The sequence below is a fragment of the Atribacterota bacterium genome (assembly GCA_028717805.1).
Taxonomy (GTDB): Bacteria; Atribacterota; Phoenicimicrobiia; order Phoenicimicrobiales; family Stramentimicrobiaceae; genus Stramentimicrobium.
The window spans coordinates 1-25,781 of sequence record JAQUNC010000010.1 but is presented as its reverse complement, the minus strand read 5'-3'; the positions used below and the strand labels follow the sequence as shown (position 1 = coordinate 25,781).

20 protein-coding genes and 1 CRISPR repeat array are annotated in these 25,781 nt (G+C 32.1%); of the genes, 19 read left to right on the top strand and 1 reads right to left on the bottom strand.

What is annotated here, in order from left to right; all coding sequences use genetic code 11:
* The 10 genes from PHD84_03665 to PHD84_03620 all read left to right on the top strand — a co-directional run bounded on the left by PHD84_03665 (position 1) and on the right by PHD84_03620 (position 12,324).
* Positions 1–1,158, top strand: coding sequence for a glycosyltransferase (locus PHD84_03665; protein MDD5636903.1), 1,158 nt, complete (start codon positions 1–3; stop codon positions 1,156–1,158).
* 227 nt (positions 1,159–1,385) lie between these two features.
* Entirely contained in the window at positions 1,386–2,408 is a 1,023-nt protein-coding gene (gene msrB / locus PHD84_03660; GenBank protein ID MDD5636902.1) for a peptide-methionine (R)-S-oxide reductase MsrB, read from the top strand.
* Positions 2,409–2,515: 107 nt separating this feature from the next.
* Complete coding sequence (locus PHD84_03655) at positions 2,516–3,700, top strand: MFS transporter (GenBank protein ID MDD5636901.1); 1,185 nt, start codon at positions 2,516–2,518, stop codon at positions 3,698–3,700.
* A 276-nt stretch (positions 3,701–3,976) separates the two neighbouring features.
* Positions 3,977–4,276 (top strand): YerC/YecD family TrpR-related protein, encoded by a 300-nt coding sequence (locus tag PHD84_03650; protein ID MDD5636900.1) that lies wholly within the window; start codon positions 3,977–3,979, stop codon positions 4,274–4,276.
* An 18-nt stretch (positions 4,277–4,294) separates the two neighbouring features.
* The gene (locus PHD84_03645) at positions 4,295–5,071 is read left to right on the top strand and encodes a transporter substrate-binding domain-containing protein (GenBank protein ID MDD5636899.1); all 777 of its coding nucleotides are present in this window, start codon (positions 4,295–4,297) and stop codon (positions 5,069–5,071) included.
* A gap of 351 nt (positions 5,072–5,422) precedes the next feature.
* Entirely contained in the window at positions 5,423–6,445 is a 1,023-nt protein-coding gene (locus PHD84_03640) for a histidinol-phosphate transaminase (protein ID MDD5636898.1), read from the top strand.
* A gap of 37 nt (positions 6,446–6,482) precedes the next feature.
* The gene (locus PHD84_03635; protein ID MDD5636897.1) at positions 6,483–8,759 is read left to right on the top strand and encodes a transglycosylase SLT domain-containing protein; all 2,277 of its coding nucleotides are present in this window, start codon (positions 6,483–6,485) and stop codon (positions 8,757–8,759) included.
* A 187-nt stretch (positions 8,760–8,946) separates the two neighbouring features.
* The gene (locus tag PHD84_03630) at positions 8,947–9,132 is read left to right on the top strand and encodes a helix-turn-helix domain-containing protein (GenBank protein MDD5636896.1); all 186 of its coding nucleotides are present in this window, start codon (positions 8,947–8,949) and stop codon (positions 9,130–9,132) included.
* Positions 9,133–9,362: 230 nt separating this feature from the next.
* Positions 9,363–11,315: a LysM peptidoglycan-binding domain-containing protein gene (locus PHD84_03625; protein ID MDD5636895.1), complete on the top strand. Its 1,953-nt coding sequence runs from the start codon at positions 9,363–9,365 to the stop codon at positions 11,313–11,315.
* A gap of 133 nt (positions 11,316–11,448) precedes the next feature.
* Positions 11,449–12,324, top strand: a complete 876-nt coding sequence (locus PHD84_03620; GenBank protein MDD5636894.1) for a bifunctional 5,10-methylenetetrahydrofolate dehydrogenase/5,10-methenyltetrahydrofolate cyclohydrolase — start codon at positions 11,449–11,451, stop codon at positions 12,322–12,324.
* Between the two features lie 39 nt (positions 12,325–12,363).
* Here the strand turns inward: PHD84_03620 and mnmG are convergent, their stop codons facing one another.
* A complete protein-coding gene (gene mnmG / locus PHD84_03615; GenBank protein MDD5636893.1) occupies positions 12,364–14,259 on the bottom strand; it encodes a tRNA uridine-5-carboxymethylaminomethyl(34) synthesis enzyme MnmG in 1,896 nt (631 codons plus the stop codon).
* 692 nt (positions 14,260–14,951) lie between these two features.
* Here mnmG and PHD84_03610 point away from each other — a divergent pair.
* The 9 genes from PHD84_03610 to cas4 all read left to right on the top strand — a co-directional run bounded on the left by PHD84_03610 (position 14,952) and on the right by cas4 (position 25,293).
* Positions 14,952–15,929 carry a WYL domain-containing protein gene (locus tag PHD84_03610; protein ID MDD5636892.1) on the top strand — a complete coding sequence of 326 codons (978 nt, stop codon included), beginning with the start codon at positions 14,952–14,954 and terminating at the stop codon, positions 15,927–15,929.
* A 77-nt stretch (positions 15,930–16,006) separates the two neighbouring features.
* Entirely contained in the window at positions 16,007–18,181 is a 2,175-nt protein-coding gene (locus PHD84_03605) for a TIGR02556 family CRISPR-associated protein (protein ID MDD5636891.1), read from the top strand.
* Positions 18,182–18,183: 2 nt separating this feature from the next.
* Positions 18,184–19,173: a type I-B CRISPR-associated protein Cas7/Csh2 gene (gene cas7b, locus PHD84_03600; GenBank protein MDD5636890.1), complete on the top strand. Its 990-nt coding sequence runs from the start codon at positions 18,184–18,186 to the stop codon at positions 19,171–19,173.
* 58 nt (positions 19,174–19,231) lie between these two features.
* Entirely contained in the window at positions 19,232–20,056 is an 825-nt protein-coding gene (gene cas5b, locus PHD84_03595; protein MDD5636889.1) for a type I-B CRISPR-associated protein Cas5b, read from the top strand.
* 20 nt (positions 20,057–20,076) lie between these two features.
* Positions 20,077–22,638, top strand: a complete 2,562-nt coding sequence (cas3, locus tag PHD84_03590) for a CRISPR-associated helicase Cas3' (GenBank protein MDD5636888.1) — start codon at positions 20,077–20,079, stop codon at positions 22,636–22,638.
* A 12-nt stretch (positions 22,639–22,650) separates the two neighbouring features.
* Positions 22,651–23,319 carry a CRISPR-associated endonuclease Cas6 gene (locus PHD84_03585; GenBank protein ID MDD5636887.1) on the top strand — a complete coding sequence of 223 codons (669 nt, stop codon included), beginning with the start codon at positions 22,651–22,653 and terminating at the stop codon, positions 23,317–23,319.
* A 13-nt stretch (positions 23,320–23,332) separates the two neighbouring features.
* Positions 23,333–24,313 carry a CRISPR-associated endonuclease Cas1 gene (gene cas1 / locus PHD84_03580; GenBank protein ID MDD5636886.1) on the top strand — a complete coding sequence of 327 codons (981 nt, stop codon included), beginning with the start codon at positions 23,333–23,335 and terminating at the stop codon, positions 24,311–24,313.
* Positions 24,313–24,603, top strand: coding sequence for a CRISPR-associated endonuclease Cas2 (gene cas2, locus PHD84_03575; GenBank protein ID MDD5636885.1), 291 nt, complete (start codon positions 24,313–24,315; stop codon positions 24,601–24,603). Before cas1 ends, cas2 begins: the two co-directional genes overlap by 1 nt.
* A gap of 75 nt (positions 24,604–24,678) precedes the next feature.
* Entirely contained in the window at positions 24,679–25,293 is a 615-nt protein-coding gene (gene cas4 / locus PHD84_03570; GenBank protein ID MDD5636884.1) for a CRISPR-associated protein Cas4, read from the top strand.
* 167 nt (positions 25,294–25,460) lie between these two features.
* Positions 25,461–25,722: a CRISPR direct-repeat array (repeat unit 37 nt; unit sequence GTTGAAGAGGGACATCCATTAAAACAAGGATTGAAAC).
* Between the last annotated feature and the right edge of the window lie 59 nt (positions 25,723–25,781).

Sequence of the window (25,781 nt, the reverse complement as noted above, 5' to 3'; positions counted from 1 at the left end):
ATGAAAATTGCTTTTTTTACCAATTGCTATAAGCCATTAATTAACGGGGTAGTAAGTAGTATTGTATCTTTAAAGGAAGCATTTAAGAAGAAAGGTCATGAAACTTATGTTTTTGCTCCGAGAGTGGAAGATTTTAAGGATGAAGAAGAAAATATATTCAGATACCATTCTATTAACTTAACCCATAAGGTTAAGTACCCCATAGCCATTCCTTTATCTTTGAAAGCAGGTCAAGTTATTACCAGATTTAAACCGGATATTATCCATCTTCATCACCCCTTTGTTCTCAGTATGCCAGCAATTATGTATGCTGCAAGGTTGAAGATTCCTAAAGTATTAACTATCCATACCCAATATGAACGATATGCTTATTATGTATCTCCCATTCCTCAGCTTATTACCCACGAAGCTATTAGAAGGATTATTTTTAACCTGGCAGATAAGGTAGATGTTATCACGACGCCATCACAATCTATGAAAGAAATGATTAGCAATTACAGAATCAAAAAAGAAATTGTGGTTATACCCAATGCCATAGATATTAATGTCTTTCGTAAAAAAAATGAGCAAAAAGTTGGATTGCTAAAGAAAGAGTTACAATTAACTCAGGGTGATATAGTGATTCTATATGTGGGAAGAGTATCTCTGGAGAAGAATATAGATAAGATAATTAAAGCACTAGCCATTACTCGAGATAAGAAAATTGATAATTTCCAATTTATTGTAGTGGGAGAAGGAACAGCAGTAAAGCAACTTAAGAATTTAGCAGATTCCTTAAAACTAACTGAGAGGATTAAATTTGTTGGTGCCATTAATAGAGAAATGGTTATAGATTATTATCAGATTGCTGATGTATTTGCTTTTAGTTCCACTTCGGAAACCTTTGGTATGGTTATTATTGAAGCCTTAGCCTCCGGGCTGCCAGTTCTAGCGGTAAAGGCTCCTGGTGCTGTAGATATTATCAGGAATGGATTTAATGGTATCTTAGTTGAAGATGATGTTTCTCAGTTTGCTGAACAACTGAGGAATCTTATCCAGAATAAAGAGTTAAGGCAAAAATTATCTCTAAATGCTTTACAGAATGTGCAGCACTACAGCACTGATACCGTTGCTGATCAAGTACTTGATCTTTATAATAGGCTAATGTTAGGTAAATAGTAAAAAACTATCTCATCTCTTCTTGCTTCAAAACTTGCTTCCATTCAATGTAAATGATGAAGAATAATTCATTTTTTCTCTTTATGCTATAATGTAAAAAAAATGAGGATGAGCAAAATATGAAAAAACAAGATAAAGGAAATATTTATAGGGATAGCATAATTACTGGCCTTAAGGTTACCTGGGTACTGAAAACACTAATTATAATAGGGCTAATGTTTTTGCTAATGTTTTCTGCTCATAGTACTGCTTTCAGTCAATCAACAACCGAGAGGGCTACCTTCGCTGGTGGTTGTTTCTGGTGCATAGAAGCAGCATTTGAAAAAGTTGAAGGAGTGTTAGAGGCAATATCTGGCTATACTGGAGGCGACACGGTCAATCCCACCTACGAGGAAGTCTCTACCGGAAGAACAGGTCACTATGAGGCAGTGGAAGTAGTGTTTGATCCCAACGTCATTTCTTATGCTGAATTGTTAGCTATCTTTTGGAGAAATATTGATCCGACTGATAGCAGTGGACAATTTGCTGATCGAGGGAGTCAGTATCAGACTGCAATTTTCTACCATAACGATGAGCAAAAAATTATAGCTGAACAGTCAAAGGAAGAATTACAAAATTCAGGTAAGTTTGACCAGAAGATTGTAACCAAAATATTGCCTCAAACAGAATTTTATCCAGCAGAAGAATATCATCAAGATTATTACCAAAAAAATCTTATAGGATACGAATTGTATCACACAGGTTCTGGTAGAGCAGATTATATTAAAACAAAATGGTCAGGAGAAATTATGGTAAAAAAATGGGATGATAATTATCAAAAACCATCGAAAGAAGAATTAAAGGACATCTTAACGCCATTACAACATTATGTTACTCAAGAAAACGGCACAGAAAGACCATTTCAAAATGAGTACTGGGATAATAAACAAGAGGGGATATATGTAGACATTGTTTCCAGAGAGCCACTTTTTAGCTCCACTGATAAATTTGAGTCAGGAACAGGCTGGCCTAGTTTTACTAAACCAATTGATGAACACTTTATTGTGAAAAAGGAAGACAGAAGTTTTATGATGGCAAGAATAGAAGTTAGAAGTAGATACGCGGATTCTCACCTGGGGCATCTTTTTGATGATGGCCCTCCTCCAACTAATCAACGGTATTGTATTAATTCGGCAGCATTACGTTTTATACCTAAAGAAGATTTAGAAAAAGAGGGATACGGACAATATCTGAATCTATTCCATCAGTAAATCTGTTAAAAAACAGCAGCAAAGAAAAAGTTTATTTTCTTTTAGTGATTCCCTAATGGTTTTCCATGCATGATGAGTTATTTAATATTAATAGTAGAAGAAAAAAAATGATAAGGGAAATAGATAATAGTAAAAAGTTAGCTTTCAAATTTATCCTTCTAATGGGAATGGTCAGTCTTTTTGGTGATATAGTTTATGAAGGAGCACGAAGTATAAGCGGTCCTTATTTAGCCATTCTGGGAGCTAGTGCTGGTATCGTAGGCTTGTTTTCAGGTCTGGGTGAATTTTTAGGTTATGGATTACGCTTGATTTTTGGATACCTGGCTGATCGCACTAAATCATATTGGTTTTTTACTGTTATTGGTTATGGATTACTGGTATCTATTCCCCTATTAGCCTTTACTAGAAATTGGCAGCTGGCAGTTTTCCTGCTTGTTTTAGAACGTATTGGTAAAGCAATTAGGTCTCCTTCCAGGGATGCTATTCTTTCTCATTCTACCAAGCAGATTGGAAGAGGATGGGGTTTTGGTATTCATGAAGCATTAGATCAGATTGGAGCTTTTATTGGTCCATTAATCTTTTCCTTAGTATTTCTTTTCCGCGGTAGCTATCGAGAAGGATTTAGTATTTTATGGATTCCAACTTTCTTAACCTTAACTATTCTTACTATAGCAAGATCCAAAGTTCCCTTACCAGAACAACTCGAAATTTCTGACCAAAAAGCTATAAACAATACTGATAATACCAAAAAACTTCCCAGGATATTTTGGTTATATACCCTATTTACCTTTTTCAGTGTGGTTGGTTTTGCTCACTTCCCTTTAATTGCTTATCATTTTAAAATGCAATCTGTAGTTTCTGATGTTCAAATCCCGATATTTTATGCCTTGGCAATGGGAGTTGATGCCCTGTTGGCTTTGTTTATTGGCAAGACATATGACAGGATTGGTCTAATTATTCTCATTATTATACCCATCATCACAATTCCGCTTCCTCTTTTTATATTTTCAAAGGGATATTATTTAGCTTTGATAGGGGTCCTGCTCTGGGGAGCGGTTTTGGGAATTCATGAAACAATCATGCGGGCTGCTATTGCTGAAATAACCAGTATTAATCAGAGGGGATTTGCTTATGGTTTATTTAACACAGTATATGGGATTGCCGGATTTTTAGGCAGTTTACTGGTAGGTATTTTATATGATATTTCTACAGTGTATATTGTCCTCTTTGTATTTTTGGTTGAGATAGCCTCAATACAATTATTCTTTTTTCTGAAAAAAGAGATGAAATAGTAGCTCAGTGACCTTATTAATATCTAATTCCTTAATAAATATTTTATTATATTGACAATTTAATTAACTAATGATACAATCAGCTACATAATTAAATAGGTAATAATTTAATACATTAAAGAATTTAGTAAGCCTTGTTGTAAAAGATAAAATTGATAAAAAAGTATCAGAATCTAATACCTTAAAACATTATTTAAGATTTTACTAAAACAAAAAACATTAGAAATTAACAAACCTTTCAGGAATGTTTTATAAAAAGTAGGGAGGTAAATTATTATGACTTACCGTCCACGATGGAGAAATGAAACAACTGACCAGTTATTTCAAGCCATTCTGCTATTAGAAAATGTTGATGAATGCTATAGGTTTTTTGAGGATGTAGCAACCATAAATGAGATACAAGAATTAAGTCAACGTTTAGAAGTTGCGCGAATGTTAAAGGAAGGCTTTATTTATGAAGATATTGCCCAGAAGACTGGTGCCAGTTCTGCTACTATTAGCAGAGTAAAAAAATGTCTCAATTATGGTGCTGATGGTTATCAGATTGTATTACCAAAGCTAAAGAAAAATAAATAAAATAATGGAGGAGTGTTGATGAATAAATGCAAAAGAATCATTTTAACTGTAGCTTGTTCGGTAGTCTTAGTAATGATATGTATGGTAACGGGTATAAGTGCAGAAAAGAAAATAATTTATATCAATGGAATTGATGCTGATTACCCTCCCCATGCCTATGTGGATGAAAAAGGCAATCCAACAGGTTTTGATGTAGAGGCTTTAGATTGGATTGCTCAGGAGATGGATTTTGAGGTTGTACATCAACCTACCGCCTGGGATGGTATTGTCTCCAGCCTGTTAGCTAAAAAGATCGATTTGATATTCTCAGGCATGAGTATTACTGAAGAGAGAAAAGAGAAAGTTAATTTTTCCCTTCCTTACTGGTCGATAGATCAGGCAATCTGTGTAACAATAGATTCAGACCTGAGTGCCATTGCTGCCTTTATGGGTGATTATCTGGTAGGTACTCAGCGCGGATGTACTGCTGCCATATGGATTGAAGATAATCTGATTGCCACCGGATTATTCCCAAAAGAGAGACTGAAATTGTATGAAGGCTTTTCTTTAGCGGTACAAGATCTCCTGAATAAGAGGATTGATGCTGCTATGATGGATGATGTAATGGTGGAGGATGCCATTCGCAAAGGTATGGTTATAAAAATAGTGGGCACCATTAAAACTGGTGAGGAATATGGTGTGGCTATCAGAAAAGATGATAATGAATTATTAGATCTGATTAATGAGGGTCTAAAACGGATTATGCGTTCACCAAAATGGGAAGAGTTAAAGGCTAAATATTTCCAGTCTGAATAAAAATTGAATTAGTAAAAAATATTACACTATAAATAATCTATATCTATATTAGAATAATAATAGATTATGTTGGGGATATAAGATATTTCTATCTTATATCCCCAGTTTAATGTTACAATATAGAATATCCTGAAGTGAAAAAGATTGCTTAAAATTATTCTTCCCTGGCTTTTATAGTAACCTGTATTGAGCTAACCAGAGTAGGTAAGATTGTGATATCCAGATATTTGTTTATACCGAAGTTTTTTTAGTAATCGGAATAATCTATTTGACCATTGTCTCTATAGTAACTAAAATCTTAAATATACTGGAGGGAAAATTAGCTTTTCCGGGATGGGAGAATAAAAAATAATGAGTACAGACAGGACGAAAAAATCAATACATTTAGAGCATTCCAGCTTAAAATATCCTTTGCCTGAATTATTCTTAAAGGAATTATCTGAAGAATTGTGCTCCGTGAATGAATATCCCAGTGGTGGTTATTATAGGCTCCTATCAACCAAATTAGCAGAATATACCGGTACTATTCCGGAAAGTATTTTGCCCACCAATGGTTCAGATGAAGTAATTGAATCGGTTACCAGAGCTTTTGGTAAGAAATTAATCCTCATTCCTATTCCTACCTTTTCTCAATATGAGGTCAGTGCCGAACGAAACGGATTTAATAAAAAATTGGTTCCCTGTTTGCATGATCATCAGTACAGTTTGGAATACTGTGCAGATGATTTAAAAGAAGCCAGTCTGGTCTGGATTTGCAATCCTAACAATCCAACCGGGACATCTATTCCGCGAGAGGAAATTATAAGAATATTAGCTATTACTCCCGGAATAGTAGCAGTCGATGAGTGCAACTATGAATATCTTGGTGAATCGGTAGTAGATTTAATTGAACAATATCCCAATCTTGTTATTTCCCGAAGTTTTTCTAAAAATTTTGGTCTGGCAGGATTAAGGTTAGGTTTTGTTATTTCGGCAAAAAATAATATCAGGGGAATTGCCCATTATTGTCAGCACTTTAGAGTCAACAAGATGGCAGAGATAGCAGGTATTAAGGTATTGAACTATTTAGATTATTTTCAAAAAATATGGCAGGAAATAGCTCAGATAAGAAACTTTTTTATTGCTGGCTTAAGGGAGAAAGACATCATATCCTTCCCCTCGCACACCAATTTTGTCTTAGCTGATTTTATCTCTGAAGAAAAAACCAGGAAAGTATGGCAATATTTAAGAAAAGAGAAGGTTTATACCTTTGCTGCCTGGGAAGAAGAGTTTTCCGGTCTTGATAAACATTACATTCGTTTTACTATAAGCAACCGGGAAGAGATGGCTTATGTGTTAGAGCTGCTGGACAGATTTTTAAAAAATATTTCATAATCATGATTTTTTAATTATTTAGGAGGGCTTTTAGTCTTTGGAATATTTTAGATATCAACTGAAAAAAAGTTTATTTATACTATTTTTCTGGCTTAGTATATTAATATTTTCAGTAACTTTAGATGCTCAGCAACCGGATGAGAGAGTAGAAAAACAGTTAAAGATTTTTCAACTATCTTATTTTTTAGAAGAAGGAGATGGTTTTCCCCGGGAGAATGCTTATTTTAACAATGCTTTTGCTTACCTGGAAAATGAACATTTCAGCCTGGCTATAGGAGAATTAGAAAAGATTGAATATAACAGCCTATATATTCCTCTCTATTTAAAAAGCCAATTTTTAAGAGCCCAATGTTATGAAAAAGTCCAGCGCTGGGAGTCAGCGATAGGAGTCTATCAGGATCTTCTAATTCAAGTACCGGTTATGCAGGAATATGTCCTTTATTTATTAGGCAGGGCTTATCAGAATATCAATGAGGCCAGCAATGCCAGAAAAGCCTATTTACAGGTAATTAAAGAATACCCTCCCAGCGGATTAACTGCGCTGGTTCACTATCAATCAGCATTGCTCTACCTGGAGGACAATCAATGGGAACAATTCTGGCAGGGATGTAGTTTAGCGCTGGAGGCTGCACCGGAAGAAAAGTTTAAAGCAAAAATATTAGCTAAAATGAGCGATATTTTATGGGAAGATGGAAAATTTATTGATTCTCTGAAATATCTGAAAGAAATCATAGAAAACCGCTATGAACGAGAAAAAATCTCATTCCAGGAAAATTTGTATCTAAATAGATTTCAGACGGTACAACAGAATGGGCAACTGGAGATTCCACCGAATCTGTCGTTATTTTTTACCGATCTTCTATTTAACTATCACCGGTATAAAATAGCGGAGATGGTATATGAGGAAATAATTGAGAAATATGCTGAGCAGATTGATTTAGTGCAGATACAGTACAATAAAGCCAGAGCTATTTATTATCAGGGAGATTATGAAAGAGCGATTAATCAGTGTCTTTATATATTAGATAATTTTGACCAGGAAGAAATAACCATAAGAACCTTATATCTGTATGCCGGCGCTTTACTATCCACCGGGAATCGCAGTCAGGCCAGTGAAAAATATCACCAGATCATAGAAAGGTTTCCCGAAAATTATTTTGCCCAGGTGTCTTATTTGCGTTTATCAGAAATTGAGTTTTTACAGGATAGAAAAGAAGAAGGAATCAATTTCCTGAAGCAATTGCTCTCAGAATATCCCGAATCATCACCGGCGCAGGAGGCCGCTTGGAAATTAGCACGCTATTATACTAACCAGAACTTAATTAGTGAGGCATTACCCTATTATAAATTTATTTATGAGCATTTTCCCCTCAGCAGTCAAGCTGATGATGCATTATACTGGATGGGAAAACTGTTATATTTGGGAGACAGCGAGGAAGGGATTAAGGTATTCAAGGAATTGTTGTCCCAATTTCCCGATAGTTACTACTCTTTCCGTGTTCCTGCTGAGGTAGGAGGTATTAATGGTAAGCTGAAAGATCTTATTACTCACAGTAAGGAAGTCTCCCTGGAACAATTTAAGAAAAACTATTCCCCCCGGGGGACGCTTGCTCAGTTGTCTGCTTATAGAGCAGAAATACTAATGTTTCTTAAACTTTATCAAGAATCTATTCTGGAGTTAAGTTATGCCCTCCAGCAAGAACCGGATAATGTTTACTTGCAGCTTTTGCTTACCCAGGGATATGCCAAAGCTGAAGAATATTACCGATCAAATAGCTATGCCCAGGCATTGCTTAATTATTTTTTAATTAATAATAAAGAAATTCCTTCATTAATATGGGAATATGCCTTTCCTCTTTATTTTGCTGACCTAGTGGAACAAACAGCAATCTCTTACCATCTGGATCCTTTTCTAGTTTGGTCTATTATGAGAGAAGAGAGCCATTTTAATCCTTATGCTGAATCAAGGGCTGGGGCTAGAGGGCTAATGCAGATTATCTTTTCTACCGGGGAATGGATTGCCCAAAAGCTTAATCATAAAGAATTTAATTATGATTTACTCTTTACACCAGAGATTAATATTAGCTTTGGTTGCTGGTATATGCAATATCTACAGGAAAGGTTTAATAAAAATAATTTTCTGATAATTTCTGGCTATAATGCAGGACCTGGGATTACTGATCAATGGATTGAGACTTTCGATATTAGTGATATAGATGTTTTTGTGGAAAATATTCCTTATCAAGAGACCACCGAACATATTAAAAAGGTTATCCGCTCTTATCTTATCTATCAAATTATTTATAAAAATTAACTGAAGCATATTTAAAGATAGACAATAAAATTGACAATATAATAAAAAAACAATAAAATAGATTATGATTCTTAAATAAATGCTTTTGCCATTTTTGCTTTTCTAAGGAGCATATGAAAATTAGCTTCAGAAAGATATATTAAAGGTAACACAATTACTTATCTAGTAAGGTAAGGAGGAGAAAGTAATGGAAGAATATCTGACTGCAAAACAGGTAGCAGAATATTTGCAGGTTAAACCCCTAACCATCTATCAATGGGCAAGAGAGGACAAGATACCAGCTATAAAAATAGGAAGAATATGGCGCTTTAAAAAAGAAGCCATTGATGCCTTTTTAGAGGAACAACTGCGCAGAAAAGTTAATAAAAAATAGATTAACAAGATGGCCTTTCTATAATATTTATAGCTACTAACATAACATTAATAAAAGGAATTGGATAATTTTTTTAATTCCTTGCATTTTTATTTAAAAATATAATATAATGGAAAATAAATAAAATCATTCCTTGTTTCGTCTTATCCAAAACAAATTAAAATATCCCTTCTTTTAAACCAGCTGGTGATGCTAAAAATTAAATAAAATTTATTAGGTGTTATAGAAGAATGAATTGCCAAAAAAGCACTTTTATCTATAAAGCCTGGCTAATAAAAATTTTCTTACTAATCATTCTTTTTCTAACAAATATTACTTTTACTGTTTTAGCCCAGGATTATATAGATTATGAAATACAAAAAGGTGATAGCTTATGGTCTATTGCCCGGCAGTTTCAATTATCAATACAAGAAATTGCTAACACCAATAATCTAAATATTGAACAGACCTTACAACCCGGCTTTCTATTAAAAATTCCTCAAAATGAATCTGATAATATTATTTCAGAAGAACCTTCTTCGGTAGTAATTCATACCGTTCAAAAAGGAGAAAGCCTCTGGGATATTGCTCAACACTACCGTTTATCATTAGAGCATCTCTCCCAAGTGAATGAATTGCAACAACCAGATACATTATTCATTGGTCAGGAGATAAAAGTTCCCGTTCTCATAAATAGTAGTAATGAAATAAATAGAGAAAACAATAATAAATCTGATGAAAAGACACCACTATCTTTCCAGGAGGAAAAATCTAATTTAAAAGAAATAACCAGTAGTTTAAACCAGGAGTTCAGAGAATCGGTCAAGGAAATTAATTATGTGGTAAAACCGGGTGAGAATTTATGGACCATTGCACAAAATTATCAAATTTCCCTAAAAGATCTTTCTCAGGTCAATGGTTTAGAAAATGCCGAAAGATTATCTATTGGTCAAATTATTAAAATACCTTTGGGAGATAAACAAACAGATAATAAGGAACAAACAATTCGTGATGATGATGGTCAAGAACCTGAGGGTAGTTCGATAGAACATATAGTACTGCAAGGAGAAAGCATCTCTACTATTGCCCAGAAATATCATATCCCTATAGAAACAATCTGTCAACTAAATAAGATTACTCCCAATGATTATATTTATCCCGGACAAAGACTGAAAATAAAAATTAATGAACAGATTCCCTCCGAAATAGTCTTAGTTCAAGAAGGAGAACAGAACAAAAAAAATACTCCAGCTGATAATAAGAAAGTAGAATCAGAGACGGTTTATTATACTGTTAAACCAGGTGATACTTTATGGAGCATTGCTCAACGACATAGTGTAGCGTTAGAAGGAATTGTAGCCGTTAATTATTTAACCAATAAAGATATATTATCAGTAGGCCAAAAATTGAAAATACCTGCTATTGGCGGAGAGAATATAAAAACAGCAATCGTGGAATATACAGTAGCTAAGGGTGATACCTTATGGAATATTGCTCAAAAGTATAATGTAAAGATGTATGATATTATAAATTTAAATCAATTACAAAATGTGAACCGGCTTTCCGTCGGTCAGAAGTTAAATATACCTTCTTCTGCCTTGGCTGCTGAACAGAGTTCTAATAGCAACTCAACTGCAGTACAGGATACTCAAAGAAAAGATGTTGTGCACTATGTGCAAAAAGGAGAAACTCTCTGGCAGATTTCCCAGCAATATCAGGTTAGCGTGCAATCCATTGCTGGTGCCAATCGTATTTCTGAAAATAGTAGAATATTTGTTGGACAGAAACTGGTTATACCCAATGCCCGCAGTGCTCCAAGATCTTCCCTTTCTTTTGTCTGGCCTATAAATGGTTTGATTACCTCACATTATGGCGTGAGAACTCTGGGTGGAAGAAGCGATTATCATACCGGTATTGATATTGATGGTCGAACTGGTGCCTCGATTAGAGCTGCTGAAAGCGGCAAGGTAAGCTATAATGGTTATATTAATGGATATGGCAATGTTATCATTATTGATCATCAAGGCGGATATTCAACTGTCTATGCTCACAATTCAGCTAATTTAGTTCAAAAAGGGCAGAGTGTTAAGAGGGGAGATATTATTGCCCGGCTTGGAGCTACTGGTAATGCTACAGGTTCTCATCTTCATTTTGAAATTAGGGTAAATAGCAAACCGGTTAACCCGCTAAATTATTTACCGTAATTTGTTAAGGTCATTTTTTTTGGTTAAAATCAGACATTCCCTCCCCATCTATTTGAAATGAAACTTGTTTAGTGGGAAATTTTTCAAAAATAAATTAAATTTCCTTAATAAAGAACTAAGTAAGGAGAAGAAAATGACTAAGGAAAGTAATCATCTAATAAAAGGGAAGAATATTGCCGAGGCAATTGCTCAGGAATTAAATTTGGCATCTGCTCAATTTTTCCAGAAAATAAATATGAAGCCCAGGCTAGCGGTAGTAATTGTAGGCGATGATCCAGCTTCCTTATTTTATGTTCGAATGATTGAAAAAAGCTGTCAACGGGTCGATTTTGACTTCGAAAAACATGCTCTTCCTGAAAAGACAACAGAACAAGAATTATTGTCTTTACTGCAGCAGTTGAATGACAATAAATCGGTTCATGGCATAATTGTACAAACCCCTTTACCCAAACATATCAATGAGGATAAAATACGTGAAACATTACCTCCAGCAAAGGATGTAGATTGTTTTAATCCGGTCAATATGGGTAAATTAGCCATGGGGAATCCTGATTTTTTACCCTGCACTCCCAATGCTGTTTTTGAGATACTAAAAAGAGAAGAGATTAAAGTGGAAGGAAAGCATGTTGTTATTGTAGGCAGAAGCAGTGTGGTAGGAAAACCCTTAGCCCTTATCCTGCTCTTAAAAAACCCCCATGCCAATGCCACGGTAACCATCTGTCATTCCCGAACAAAGAACCTGTCTTCTTTTACCCAGAAGGGAGATATTGTAGTGGCAGCAGCTGGAGCAGCCCGATTGATTAAGGGAAATATGATAAGAGAAGGCACCATAGTGATTGATGTTGGTACTAATGAAGTAGATGGGAAATTGGTGGGAGATGTTGATTTTGAAGAGGTTTCTCCGGTCGCCTCTAAAATTACTCCCGTTCCCGGAGGAGTAGGGCCGGTAACCAATATGATGCTGATGAAAAATACCTTACAGGCTGCAGAGAGACAATTACTCAAATAAGAACATAAAAAATATCTTTTTCTATAATTATATAAGCAACTATTGGCTGATATTATCTTTTCTGTTTCTTCTTAATTTTTCCAGATTAATCATTAGAGCGGTAATATCAGAAGGGGTTATCCCTGGGATTCTTTTAGCTTGACCCAGAGATACTGGCTTTATTTCGCTGAATCTTTGCCTGCCCTCGCGAGAGATTCCATATAGTTGGGAGAAATCAATATCTACAGGTATTTTGTAGTTTTCACTCTTTTTAAATCTCCTTACTTCCTCTTCCTGTCTTTTTATATAACCAGAATATTTTACCTGAATCTCTACCTGGTTAATTACCTCTGAATCTAATGGTGGTCTTTCCGGATCAAGAACAGCTGTCTTATTATAATTTAAATTAGGGCGAGTGAGTAAATCTGCTAAAGTTACCTGCTTTTGAATAGGAGGAGTATTTAGCAGTTCAAGCTGTTTATTGGTATCTTCATTGGGATATATCTTTAGGTTAGCAAGCCTTTCTATTTCTCTTTCTATGTCCTCTTTTTTGGCTAAAAATTTTTGATATCTCATCTCTGGAATTAAACCATATTTATAACCATAAGGTGTTAATCTTAAATCAGCATTATCCTGACGTAATAACAGTCGATATTCTGCCAAACCGGTCCTTAAGCGATATGGTTCCGTGACCCCTTTGGTAACCAGATCATCTATTTCTACAGCAATATAGGCTTGTGAGCGATCCAGAATAAAGGGCTCCTCTTTGTTTAACAGCTGTACAGCATTAATGCCTGCGATAAGTCCCTGTTCGGCAGCTTCTTCATAACCGGATGTTCCGTTTATCTGCCCTGCTAAAAATAGACCTTTAATTTTTTTTGTTTCCAGGGAATATTTGAGCTGGAAGGGCAGGATTATTTCATATTCAATAGCATAACCGTAGCGAATTATTTCACAATTTTCTAATCCCTTAACGGTATGTAAAGCCTCCAGCTGGGCAGCAGGGGGTAGACTGGTAAAGAATCCCTGGACATAAATCTCTTCATTGGCAATACTCTCCGGTTCCAGAAATAGCTGATGAGAATTATGATGGGGAAAACGGATAACTTTATCCTCAATAGAGGGACAATATCTGGCGGTAGAACTTTCTATTGTTCCATTAACCAGGGGAACCTGATGGAGATACTTTTCAATTACCTGTTGAGTCATAAGATTGGTTCGAGTAATATAAACACTATGTTCATGGTATGTTTTCTTTTCTGATTCATAAGAGAAAGCTAGCGGCTCACTGGCACTTTTCTGTTCACTTAATTCAGAAAAATTAACACTTCTTCTATGGAGGCGAGGTGGAGTACAGGTGTTAAAACGGGTGGTTTTAAAATCTAAGGCTTTTAGCTGATAAGCCAAATCAATAGAGGCTAATTCTCCTGCTCGTCCAGCACTAAAACATATTTTCCCAATATATATCTTGCCGTTTAAGAATGTTCCAGCAGTCAAAATAACAACAGGGGCATAAAATTGCACACCAGACTGAACTACTACTCCTTCAACCTTATTCTCTTTAATCAATAACTGACAGACCATTTCCTGAATTAGAGTTAAGTTTGGTTCATTTTGAATAGTCTTTATCATCTCTTCTTTGTATCTATTCTTATCCACCTGGGCTCTCAAAGCCCACATGGCTGGACCTTTGCTGGTATTGAGCATGCGAATATGAAGAGTAGACCTATCAGTATTCTTAGCTAACTCTCCACCCAGAGCATCAATTTCCCTGGCTACATGCCCCTTCCCCGGACCACCAATGGAAGGATTACAGGGCAGAAGAGCAATATTATCTATATTTGAAGTAAGCAGCAATGTTTTGGTACCACGGCGTGCTACGGCCAGAGCTGCTTCACATCCGGCATGCCCGGCTCCAACAACAATGACATCATATTGAAAATGTGAAATTAACAATTTTATATACTCTTTTCTTTTTATTATTTAACAATATTTTAGCTGAATATTCCTAATCAATTCAAATTGCTACTTTTATCTTTAATGGAAAAATATTTTATTTAACCATCGTTACCTTCTAAGAAGGTATTTTATCATGATTAAACAAAAAAAAGATAACATATTCTGAAATATTTTGCATCTATTTTATACTACATTTATTATATACCCTTTTATTTTAACCCTTTATCTTTTTTGCCACTATAAATACCATAGTTAAAAACGCATTTCAACCAACTAATCTACAAAAAAGTTCAATACACATTACTTGTAACTAACATGTCATTATGAGTTTTCTGCTATCATCACCCTATTCTCACAAAAATACAATACTTAAACTCATAACTAATCTCTCCTTTCCCGCACATCTCTGTCCCTAGGAAGAACCTTCTCTGATTTTGTCATTGCGAACAAAGTGAAGCAATCTCATCCAGTTATGAAGTAAAATTATACCAAATACTACATTTTTTACTAAAATCATCTAAAATGGGGAATAATAAAATTGAAAAATTTTTAAATATTAAAAATTATTTTTCCATTCCTGACCATATGTAGTCACAAACATATGTTATAATATATACAAACTGCTACCGGTTAACTGCTTAAATAATTTTACAGCTTATGGATAAGACACACTTATTATTATAAAGGAGGTGTCTGAAATTCATAAGATTGAAAGACTTATGAACTTGGTTTTACTGATTAGGAATCGACCGGGAATAAAAGTCCAGGATATAACTCATATCTTTGAAGTCTGTACACGTACTATCTATCGTGATTTTAAAACCCTTGCTCTGGCTGGTTTCCCGGTGTTCTCAATGCCCGGAAAGAGAGGAGGTTATTTTATTAATAAGGACTGCTTCCTGCCTCCCTTGCGATTTACTTGTGAAGAAGCTGCCTCTATCCTCATTGCTGCCAAGGTCTTCTTAAAACAGAAAGGCTTTCCCTTTCAGGAGTATATACAATTAGCTTTAGCCAAGATAGAGGGAATTCTGGAAAACGAGAATAAACAATATATGCAAAAGATTGATAAAAAGATCTCTGTCTCTTTAGGCAAACTAAAAGAATACCAGGAGCATAGAGACACCTTCCGCAAATTAAACCAGGCTATCCTAGAAAAAAGACAGATTGAAATTTCCTACTATACTATTACTCGCAATAAATTGAATAAACGCACTGTAGATCCCTTCCATCTTATGTTTAGGGGGGGATTCTGGTATCTTATTGCCTTTTGTCACTGGCGTAATGAAATAAAAATATTTCGCATTGACCGTATTCATAGCATTACTCTCTCTGATATAACTTTCCAGATCCCTTTTGATTTTTCACTCTCTTCCTATATGGGTAAAAGCTGGCAGGTGGTTCGTGGAGATGGTAAACCAAATAAGATTGAAATAAAAGTCTTTCCCCCCGCTTCCCGCTGGGTGAGGGAGGAGATGCGCCACCCTACTCAGGAAATTATCCCTCTGGAAAATGAAGCAATTCTTTTCCAGGCAGAAGTAACCAGCTTTATTGAGATTAAAAAATGGATTCTGGAAATGGGCAGCTGTGCCCAAGTGATAAAGCCTGAGGAACTGAAGAAGGAAATAATAGAAGAGATTGAAGGTATGAGAGAGAGGTATAAGGAATAATTTGTTAAAAATTTATTGGACTCAACTTTAAATCAACACAGATTTTTGAAGTATTTTGTTTTTAACGGAGGTCTTAAATGATAGAGGCAATTAGAAATATTGGGGAATATGCTCTTGAAGATGATTTAAATCTTGATACATTCCTTAAAGGCATTTGTTTAAGAGTTTTAGAAGAGAAGAATAATAAAAAAGATGGAAAAATTAAGCAGTATATTGTTTTTTTTAATTTCAATACAAAGAATAAGAAAATAGATATTGAAATTGAACAAGTGAATGCAGGGGGTAAAGATTCTGGAATAGAATATTTATGGGTTGATAATTTTAAAGGTAATAAACCTCCAATTAATATAACAAGTAATAGAGCAGATAATATTTTAACAAAATCATTACCAATGATGAGAGATAAAATAAATAATAGTGAGTTAAAAGATTTATTGAATAAAATTGTTGATGATTTTTTTATTACAAAGGAATTCATAAATAAAAACAAGAAAGAAATATTTTATTATCTTAATCCAGATAGATTAAACTTTTCTAATGAAACTTTCAGTAAGTTAAAAGAAATAGAGAATGAAATACAAACATCAAATGAAAAAAAAGAGATTAAAAAACATATTGATGTTTTTACTAAAGAGATAATAAAAAATCTACTTTATAGGATAAATTTAAATAGTAATGAAGTCTCTCTTTATACAATTAAAATAGGTAATAATTTTGTTTGCAAAATGAAAGATTATATTGATTTAATTTACAAATTAAAGGTGGGGTTACTTTTTGATGAACATAGTGATTATAAAGATAATTATCAAAAAGGCATTTGTTCTATTTGTAATAATAAAAATACACCAACGACAAGTAATGCCACAAATTTGAATTTTAAGTTCTATATGACTGATAAAATTGGTTTTTCTTCTAATTTAGATGGTCGATTCAAAAAGAACTATAATATTTGTAAGGAATGTTATCAATATCTAATGATTGGAGAGAATTTTATTAACAGTAATCTTAATTCAAAAATAGGTGGATTAAGTGTATATATTATTCCAAATTTTTTCTTTAAAATAGATAATTTGGATATAGAAGAATTTTCAAAATTTATTGAATTCTCAAGTAACTCTATAACTAATATAAATTCTATTGCAGAATTTAGGAAAAATTTGTTAAAATTTAGAGATTTAAAGAAAAATGCTTTTATAATAAACTATTTATTTTATTATAAACCTACCGGAAGTAATGAGTTTAAAATATTGAATTTAATTAAAGATATTCCCCCAAGTAGATTAGATTTTATTAGAAGAGTAGAAGAAGAACTATTTATTTCAGTAAATGAGTATCATGAAAGCGATAACTCATTTAAAATAGATTTAGGACAAATATGGAGTTGCATCCCTGTTAAAAGAGAAGAGAAAGGCAATTATTCTGGCTATTCAAAATATCTTCATATTATTGACGCAATATTTTCTAACAAAAGAATTAAATATAATTTTTTAATTGATCAATTTTTAGAAACCCTCAGGATTATTAAATTTGAAAGAGAGGGCTATAATATCTGGACAAAACAAGATTTCGTTAACAAAGTTCTCGTATTTAACTTTTTATTGTTATTCTTTAATAAGTTAAAAATACTAGGAGGTATAAATATGCATAGTAGAAATAAAGTTAACACTCGCGAAATTGAAGGATTGATTCCAAAAGATATTCTGAATTATTGGGATAGTGTAGAAATATATAATAATGAATTTAAGAAAGCTTTATTTTTAATTGGTTTTCTTGTTGGAGAAATTGGAAATGCTCAAAGCGGAAAAGATATAAAAAATAAACCAATTTTGAATAAAATTAACTTTCAAGGAATGGGGAAAGAAAAATTGTATAGTTTGACAAACGATATTCTTGAAAAATTAAAACAATATAATAGATTACATTATGATGAAGAAATTTATTCTGCTATTAAATTATTAATGGATAATAGTATAAAGAATTATGAATTATCTATTCAGGAAAATGTGTTTTATATATTGTCAGGTTACGCCTTCTTAAATTATCTGATCAAGAAGAGAAGCAAAGAGAAATATTACAAAAAATTGGGGGAAATATTAGAACTTATTGAACAAAAAAAAGAAAGAGGGGAGAATATGGAAGAAGTAGAAATAGAAATTAATAAAGCAAAAAATTTTGCAGAAAATAATAAATATTCAGAAGCTAGAAAACATTTAGAAAAAATTAAATTAGATAAGAATGAGGAGGATAAATAAAAATGAATAATCAAATTGAAACTATTAAAAACAATAGTGATATACTTTTTATTTATGATGCAAAAATATCTAATCCAAATGGTGATCCAGACGATGAGAACAAACCTAGAATGGATTACAATCGAAATATTAATCTTGTTTCAGATGTAAGGTTAAAGAGATATATAAGAGATTATTTTGTTGATTATAAAAATAAAAAGATTTTTGTTCCTAAAGGCAAGAAAGGAAGTCCAATCAATGCAAAAACGAGTTTTGCTATCATATTAGGAAAAGAGAACAAAGCTAAAATAGATGTTACTGATAAAGAAATAATAGATTTTATAGAACAAGCTATAGATGTAAGAATGTTTGGAGCCATAATTCCAGATGTTAGATATAAAGAAGGGAAAGGAAATGTAACGTTTACAGGACCTATCCAATTTAATTGGGGATATTCTTTAAATAAGGTTATGGGTCCTATGGAATCAAGTGGAATAACCTCACATTTTCAAACGGGCGAAATAACAGAAGAAAAAGAATCAGCAAAAAGTGCAGGGGCAATGGGTAAAGATTATCGTTTAAGTTATTCTTTAATTGCATTCCATGGAATAGTCAGTTCCGGAAGAGGAGTTCAAACTAATCTTACGGATGATGATATAAAGCTTTTCGATGAGGCAATGATTAATGCCATACCTTTGGAGGCAACAACACGTAGTAAAATGGGGCAATGTCCACGATTATATATTCGAATAGAATATAATAACTCTGAGTTTTTCTTAGGAGATCTAAGAGATGATTTAAAAATTGTAAATATAGATAATGAGGAAATAAAATTTGAAGATACAGCAAATTTTAAGTCTTGTAATGATTACAAATTAGATTTATCAGATTTAACAAAAAAAATAATGGGCCATGACTATAAGATAGATAAAATACATTTTTGGAAACATAGAGATTTTTGCATTACTGGATGGAATGTTAATGAAGATAAATTAATGGTACTCAATCCATAAAAGGTTATTAATTGGTTAAGAATATTAAATAATTAAAAATATTAAGAAGGGAATAGAAATGCCAATTAGTAGTTTTCCTTTTGATAGAGATAGGATATTAATTTTTGATATAAAAGGTCCAATAGCACATTTTAGAAAATACTATACAAATTCTTCTTCTTTAAGTTATTTATTTCCTCCTAGAACAGTCATTGTTGGGCTAATAGCAGGACTTTTAGGAATCCCAAGTGAAAAACATACAAATATTATAGAGGATACTTATTATGAAAAATTTGATGAAAAGAAATGTTTTGTAACTGTTTCAATGAGATCTAAGATTAGAAAAATGATGCAAACCGTAAACTATCTTGCTACAGATGACTTTCCAAGAAAAACATATGATTTATTCTTGAAAATGATGACAGGGAAAATAGGTAGTACCCAAATCCCTATTGAATTATTACTTCCTGATACTACTAACAATATAATATATAGAATATATTTTTACCATACAGATAGCAGAATATATACTGACTTAAAAAGACGATTAGAAAATAATCACTATGTATTTCCTCCCTATTTTGGTATATCAGAGTTGTTGGCTTCTATTAAGTATGTTGACGAAGGTAAAGTAACTAGAAGTTTAAGTAAAGAAATAGAGTTAAACAGCGTTTGCAAACTAAAAGAAATTGAATTAAATTTTAATGGAAATAATTTTCAATATCTAACTGAGAAGATGCCTACAGTTTTTTATAATGGTAGAATACCTAAGGAACCCTGTGTTTATTTATGTGAAGTTAATTGTAAACCATTCAATATCAAACTAAAGTATGGTTTTTCATGTTATTCTGTAACTTATTTAGAAAAAGGTAGACACTTAAGTGAAAATATAATGTTTATGTAAGAAATGTTTAAAAAGAGAAAATGATAGAGTTTTATTCGCATCTAGAACCCAATAAAATATTATTGAAAGATCATTTAAAGGATGTAGGGAGTAGAAGCAAGAGAATTATTCAAGCAAAAAGGTTAGATGAGATAGATGAGTTAATTCTTGCTGATATTTCATATCTTATTGGTATATCCCATGACTTTGGTAAATATACTACTTTTTTCCAAAAAAAACTAAAAGGAATGTGCGATAAGAATGATTTTTTAGCACGCCATGGATTAATTTCTGCTTTATTTATGTTTGAGGTTGCCTATGAATATGTCAGGACTAAGAATCTAAAAAACATTATTCCATATGAATTCTTACCACTATTTTCTTATTTTGTAGTTAAAAGGCACCATTTGGATTTGGGTGATATTGAAGATGATATTTCAGTAGAGAAACTTTTTGACTCTGATTTTAGATATATAAGCAAACAGTTTGAAGATATCTGGCAGAATAAAAAGCAAATAAAAAAAGAATACAATGCATTATTTATAAATTACCCTATTTCTTCAGAAATAATTTTTAATAATCTAGAAAAATATAAAAAAAATATAAAATACTCTTCTGACATTGAGGAAATTTTAAAAGAATTAGATATTTCTTTTTATTCTTTTAGAATGGCTAATGTGAAAACATTGCAATATTATTTTATAATATTACTACTGTATTCTGTCTTGATTGATTCAGATAAAAAGTATGCAGGTGGCGTTAAGGAGATTGAGCGAAAAATATTTCCTGAAAATCTGGTAGAAAATTATTTGAACAAAGATGAATTTAAAGAAGAAGGCGAAAATAATATTAACTGCATAAGGAATGAAATTCGAAAGTCAGTTTTGAGAAATATAGGAGATCCTAAAAATAAACATCAAAAAATTTATACCTTGACTGCACCTACTGGAACTGGAAAGACTTTGGCCTCTCTTTCAGCTGCTTTATTACTAAGAAATAAATTAAAAAAATATCTCAATTTAAAAAATGAACCACGAATAATATATTCTTTACCTTTTACCAGTATTATTGATCAGAATTATACTGTATTTGATAAAGTATTAAATCAAATTGAGGATTTTAGAGCATATGAAAATGAATATTTATTAAAACATCACCACCTTTCGGAGATTTTCTATAAAACAGAAGGAGTAGATAGAGAAAGAGATGTTGAAGAAAGTTTGGCACTAATTGAATCTTGGGAATCTGAAATAATTGTTACCACTTTCATTCAACTATTTTACACATTAATAGGTCATAAAAACTGTAGTTTAAAAAAATTTCACAATATAGTTAATTCAATAATTCTTTTAGATGAGATCCAAAACATACCTGTCAAATACTGGAATCTAGTTCGAGAAGTTCTAATTGGAATGACTAAATACTATAACTGTAGGGTTATTCTGATTACTGCTACAAAACCATTGATATTTCAAGATGGAGAATACATTGAATTAGTTGAAGATTATGAAAAATATTTTAGTAAGCCTGAATTAAACCGTGTTTGTTTAGAAGTAAATCTTAATAAACGATATGTATTAAATTTTTACAATAGTCTAGTTAATTGGTCTCAAAATTCATATTTGTTTGTGTTTAATACAATAGGATCTTCGTTGGAATTTTATTCTCTTCTTTCAAGAGACAAATTTAAAGAAAATGAAATAATTATTTACAAAGAAGAGAAAAAGAAATTGATAATAAATAAAATTATTAAGGGAAATTACAAATATGATTTATATTATCTCTCGTCCAATGTCATTCCAAAAATAAGAAGAGAAAGAATAGAATTAATAAAAAAAAGACTTGAAAATAATCATAAAGCTATAATAATTTCAACACAATTAATTGAAGCAGGTGTTGATATAGATTGTGAATGTGTTTATAGGGATCTGGGACCATTAGATTCTATCATTCAGGTAGCTGGCAGGTGTAATAGGAATAAAAAATTGCACAAAGGTAATACTTATTTGGTGAATTTAATGAAAATGAGAGATAGCGGTTCAGAATATTGGTATGCTAATATTTACGATAAAGTTTTATTAAATATAGTGACAGAAATATTAAATGGTAAGAAAATTATATATGAAAAAGATTTTTTAGATTTAATAAATGATTATTTTATGAAGGCAAAAGAAAAATCAAATATAGAAACTAATTTAACTAAGTCGCTTTATAGTTTATATTTTTATGATAAGAATCCAGATAATAAAAGAAGGAAGCCAATCTCTGAGTTTAAACTTATTGAAGAGAAAGACTGGAATAATGTTGATATTTTTGTGGAATTGGACGATGAAGCTCAAAGGATATACACAAGATATCAAGAAATAAAAGAAATTAAGAATCTATGGGAAAGAAAGAACGAGTTCTTAAAAATAAGAAAAGATTTTTATGATTATGTAATTTCTATACCCTATCAATATGCAGGTGATTTCATAGATAATAAAGGTATTAGTTATATTCCTAAAATTTCCAAAGAAGACATTATACAGGAAAATTACTACAACCCAGAAACTGGCTTTAAAAGAAATAAAGAGGTATCTGAAGGAGGCTCGCTAATTCTTTAGCCTGGAAACCACATGCTTATAAAAACAATGAAATTAATCATGGAATCAGATAAACCTATAATGGGGGAGGCAGAGAAATTAAGAGGATTCTTTGCCCGTAAATTTAATAGTTACCTTTTGTTACACCATCATTTAGGAAACAATAAAATTTTATATCAATATCCCCGAATACAATATAAGGAAATTAATGGAAGAAAGATGATTTTAGGTTTAGCAGAAGGAGTAGAAGTATTACAGAGTATTTATAATCAATACGATTGGATTAATTTAGATGATAATAAATACCAGATTTACAGTAAAGAGATTTTCATTAAAGAAGAATTGTTTGAAATTACCAATGAAATTGGTGAATATTTAAAATATGAATTTCTTAATCCATGGTTTGCCTTAAATGAAGAAAATTACAGAAGATATAAAGAATATTCTTTCCATGAGAGAGATGATCAGTTAAAAAGTATCCTAATTCAAAATATTTTGTCAATTGCAAAAACTTTTAATTATTTTGTTGAAAAAAGAATTTTAGCGGAGGTTAATCTAATGGAGACTACAATTGACTTTAAAGGTAAATCGATTATTGGATTTTTAGGTACATTTCAGGTAAATTTTCATCTTCCGGATTATATTGGTCTGGGCAAATCTGTCTCCCGTGGTTTTGGCACAATCAAGCAATTAAAAGAATAAGAAGGCAGTGGTTATGCAATTAGTGATAAATACCAGGGGTTCATATTTAAGAAAAAAAGAGAATTGTTTCTTGGTAAAAAATGAGGATAAGGTTTTTGAGATTTCAGTGAAGAAGGTTGATAGCATCTTGATTACCACCAGTGCTTATTTCTCCACTGATGCAGTAAAGTTTGCTATTGATAATAATATTGATATTGTTTTTTTAGATACCTTTGGTAATCCTTATGGCAGGGTATGGCATTCCAAATTAGGAAGTACCACCCTCATAAGACGATATCAGCTGGAATATTCCACAGGTTCTCAAGGGCTAAAATTAGCCAAAGAATGGATAATTAAAAAGATTGATAATCAGATTAATCTTTTAACTGAACTTAAGAATGCCAGAAAAAATAAAGCTGTACAATTACAATTTATAATAGATAGTATCTTTCAGAAGAAAGTAATATTACAAAATCTGCAAGGCACGATTGAAGAAAAAAGAAATCAGATAATGGTAACAGAAGCGGCAATAAGCAAGGATTATTTTTCAGCCCTCAGTTATATTATGCCAGAGCCGTATAAATTTAATGGAAGAAGCAGAAATCCGGCAAAAGATGAATTCAATTGTCTTTTAAATTATGGCTATGGAGTGTTGTATTCTTTAGTAGAGAAATCCTGTATTTTAGCTGGACTGGATCCCTATATTGGATTTTTACATACTGATAATTATAATAAAAAATCCTTCGTTTTTGATTTGATAGAACCTTTCCGGCCTTTGGTTGATAGGGCAGTAATTCATCTTTTTAGCAAAAGGCAGGTAAAAAAAGAATGTTTTGATAAGATTAGAGGAGGTTTAACTTTAAATCAAGCTGGCAAGGCATTATTGATTACTGCTTATAATGAGATGATGGAAAAGACAGTAAGATATAGGGGTAGGAATGTTAAAAATAAAAATATCATTCAGTTTGAATGCCATCACATCGCCAACAGTTTTATTAAAGAGAATAAAAAATAATGTTGGTCTGGATTATCTATGATATTGAAAACAATAAAACCAGAAGCAAAGTTGCTGCACAATGCAAGGGATATGGATTAGTAAGGGTGCAGAAGAGTGTTTTTCTGGGCACTTTGAATAATAACGAGATTGATGAAATATCTTTAAAATGCCAGGAGCTTATGAATCAGAAAAAAGATTCTATTTATATTTTTCCTATGTGTGATGAAGATTTTAAAAAGGTAAAACTACTAGGACAGGCTTTTGATAAAAAAATAGTGAAAGATGAGGTGTTAGCTAAATTTTTTTAATATCTCAATATATCTTAATCTTAATGTGATGATGTGATAAAGTAAAATTGCTTGTTTAGCAGGTGATAAATCAGAATGGAAGAAAAGATATCTTTAGAAACTAAAGAACAAATTTTTCTTACTCCTTCTGAGATAATTGAATATTTGTTTTGCCCACGTTTCATTTATTTTATGCATTGTTTGAATATACTCCAACATGAGGAGAAAAGATTTAAAGTTTTGATGGGTAGGAAAATACATGAGAAAAAGGCTAAGATAAATAGAGATTATCTAAGAAGAAAAATTGGGTGTGTGAAAAGGGAAAACCTGGTATATCTAGTTTCAGAAAGATATCACCTTAAAGGTGAAATAGATGAAGTGTTATTTCTGGAAGATGACACAATGGCACCTTTAGATTATAAATTTACTGAGTATCAGGAACGATTGTATAGAACTCATAGAATACAATCGATACTTTATGGACTCTTAATTATGGATAATTATGCTTGTCAAGTGAAAAAGGGTTTCCTTTGTTATGTTAGAAGTAAGAATCTGCTTAAAGAAATTACCTTTAAAGATAAAGATTTTGAGAAAATAAGTGATATAATAAAAGAGATGATATTTATCATTCAAAATGGATATTTCCCCAAGGCAACTGCCTATAAAGTGAGATGTATTGATTGTTGTTATAAAAATATCTGTTTGAAATAGAGTATAGTTATGAAATCCTTTTTTTGTAAAGGTTTGACAATGGAAAAAATATGTAAAAAAATTGAAAATCTTCAATATTTACTGAAAAATGAGGCTAATTTTTCAAAAAATATTCCTACAAAAAAATTACCGAAACCTTATAAATATATATTTTTTTAATAATTACCGTTGAAGAGGGACATCCATTAAAACAAGGATTGAAACCAAAATATTTAACACTAATTACCCTGTACCTGATTATTGTTGAAGAGGGACATCCATTAAAACAAGGATTGAAACTTCGATATAATTCCTTTGCTATACTTTCAAAATCAAATGTTGAAGAGGGACATCCATTAAAACAAGGATTGAAACCCCTCTACTATATATAGGTATTTTTTTGAGATGATATGGTTGAAGAGGGACATCCATTAAAACAAGGATTGAAACTGTTTATCCGGCTGCTGGCCAAATTTCGGAGCAACTGTGTTGAAGAGGGACATCCATTA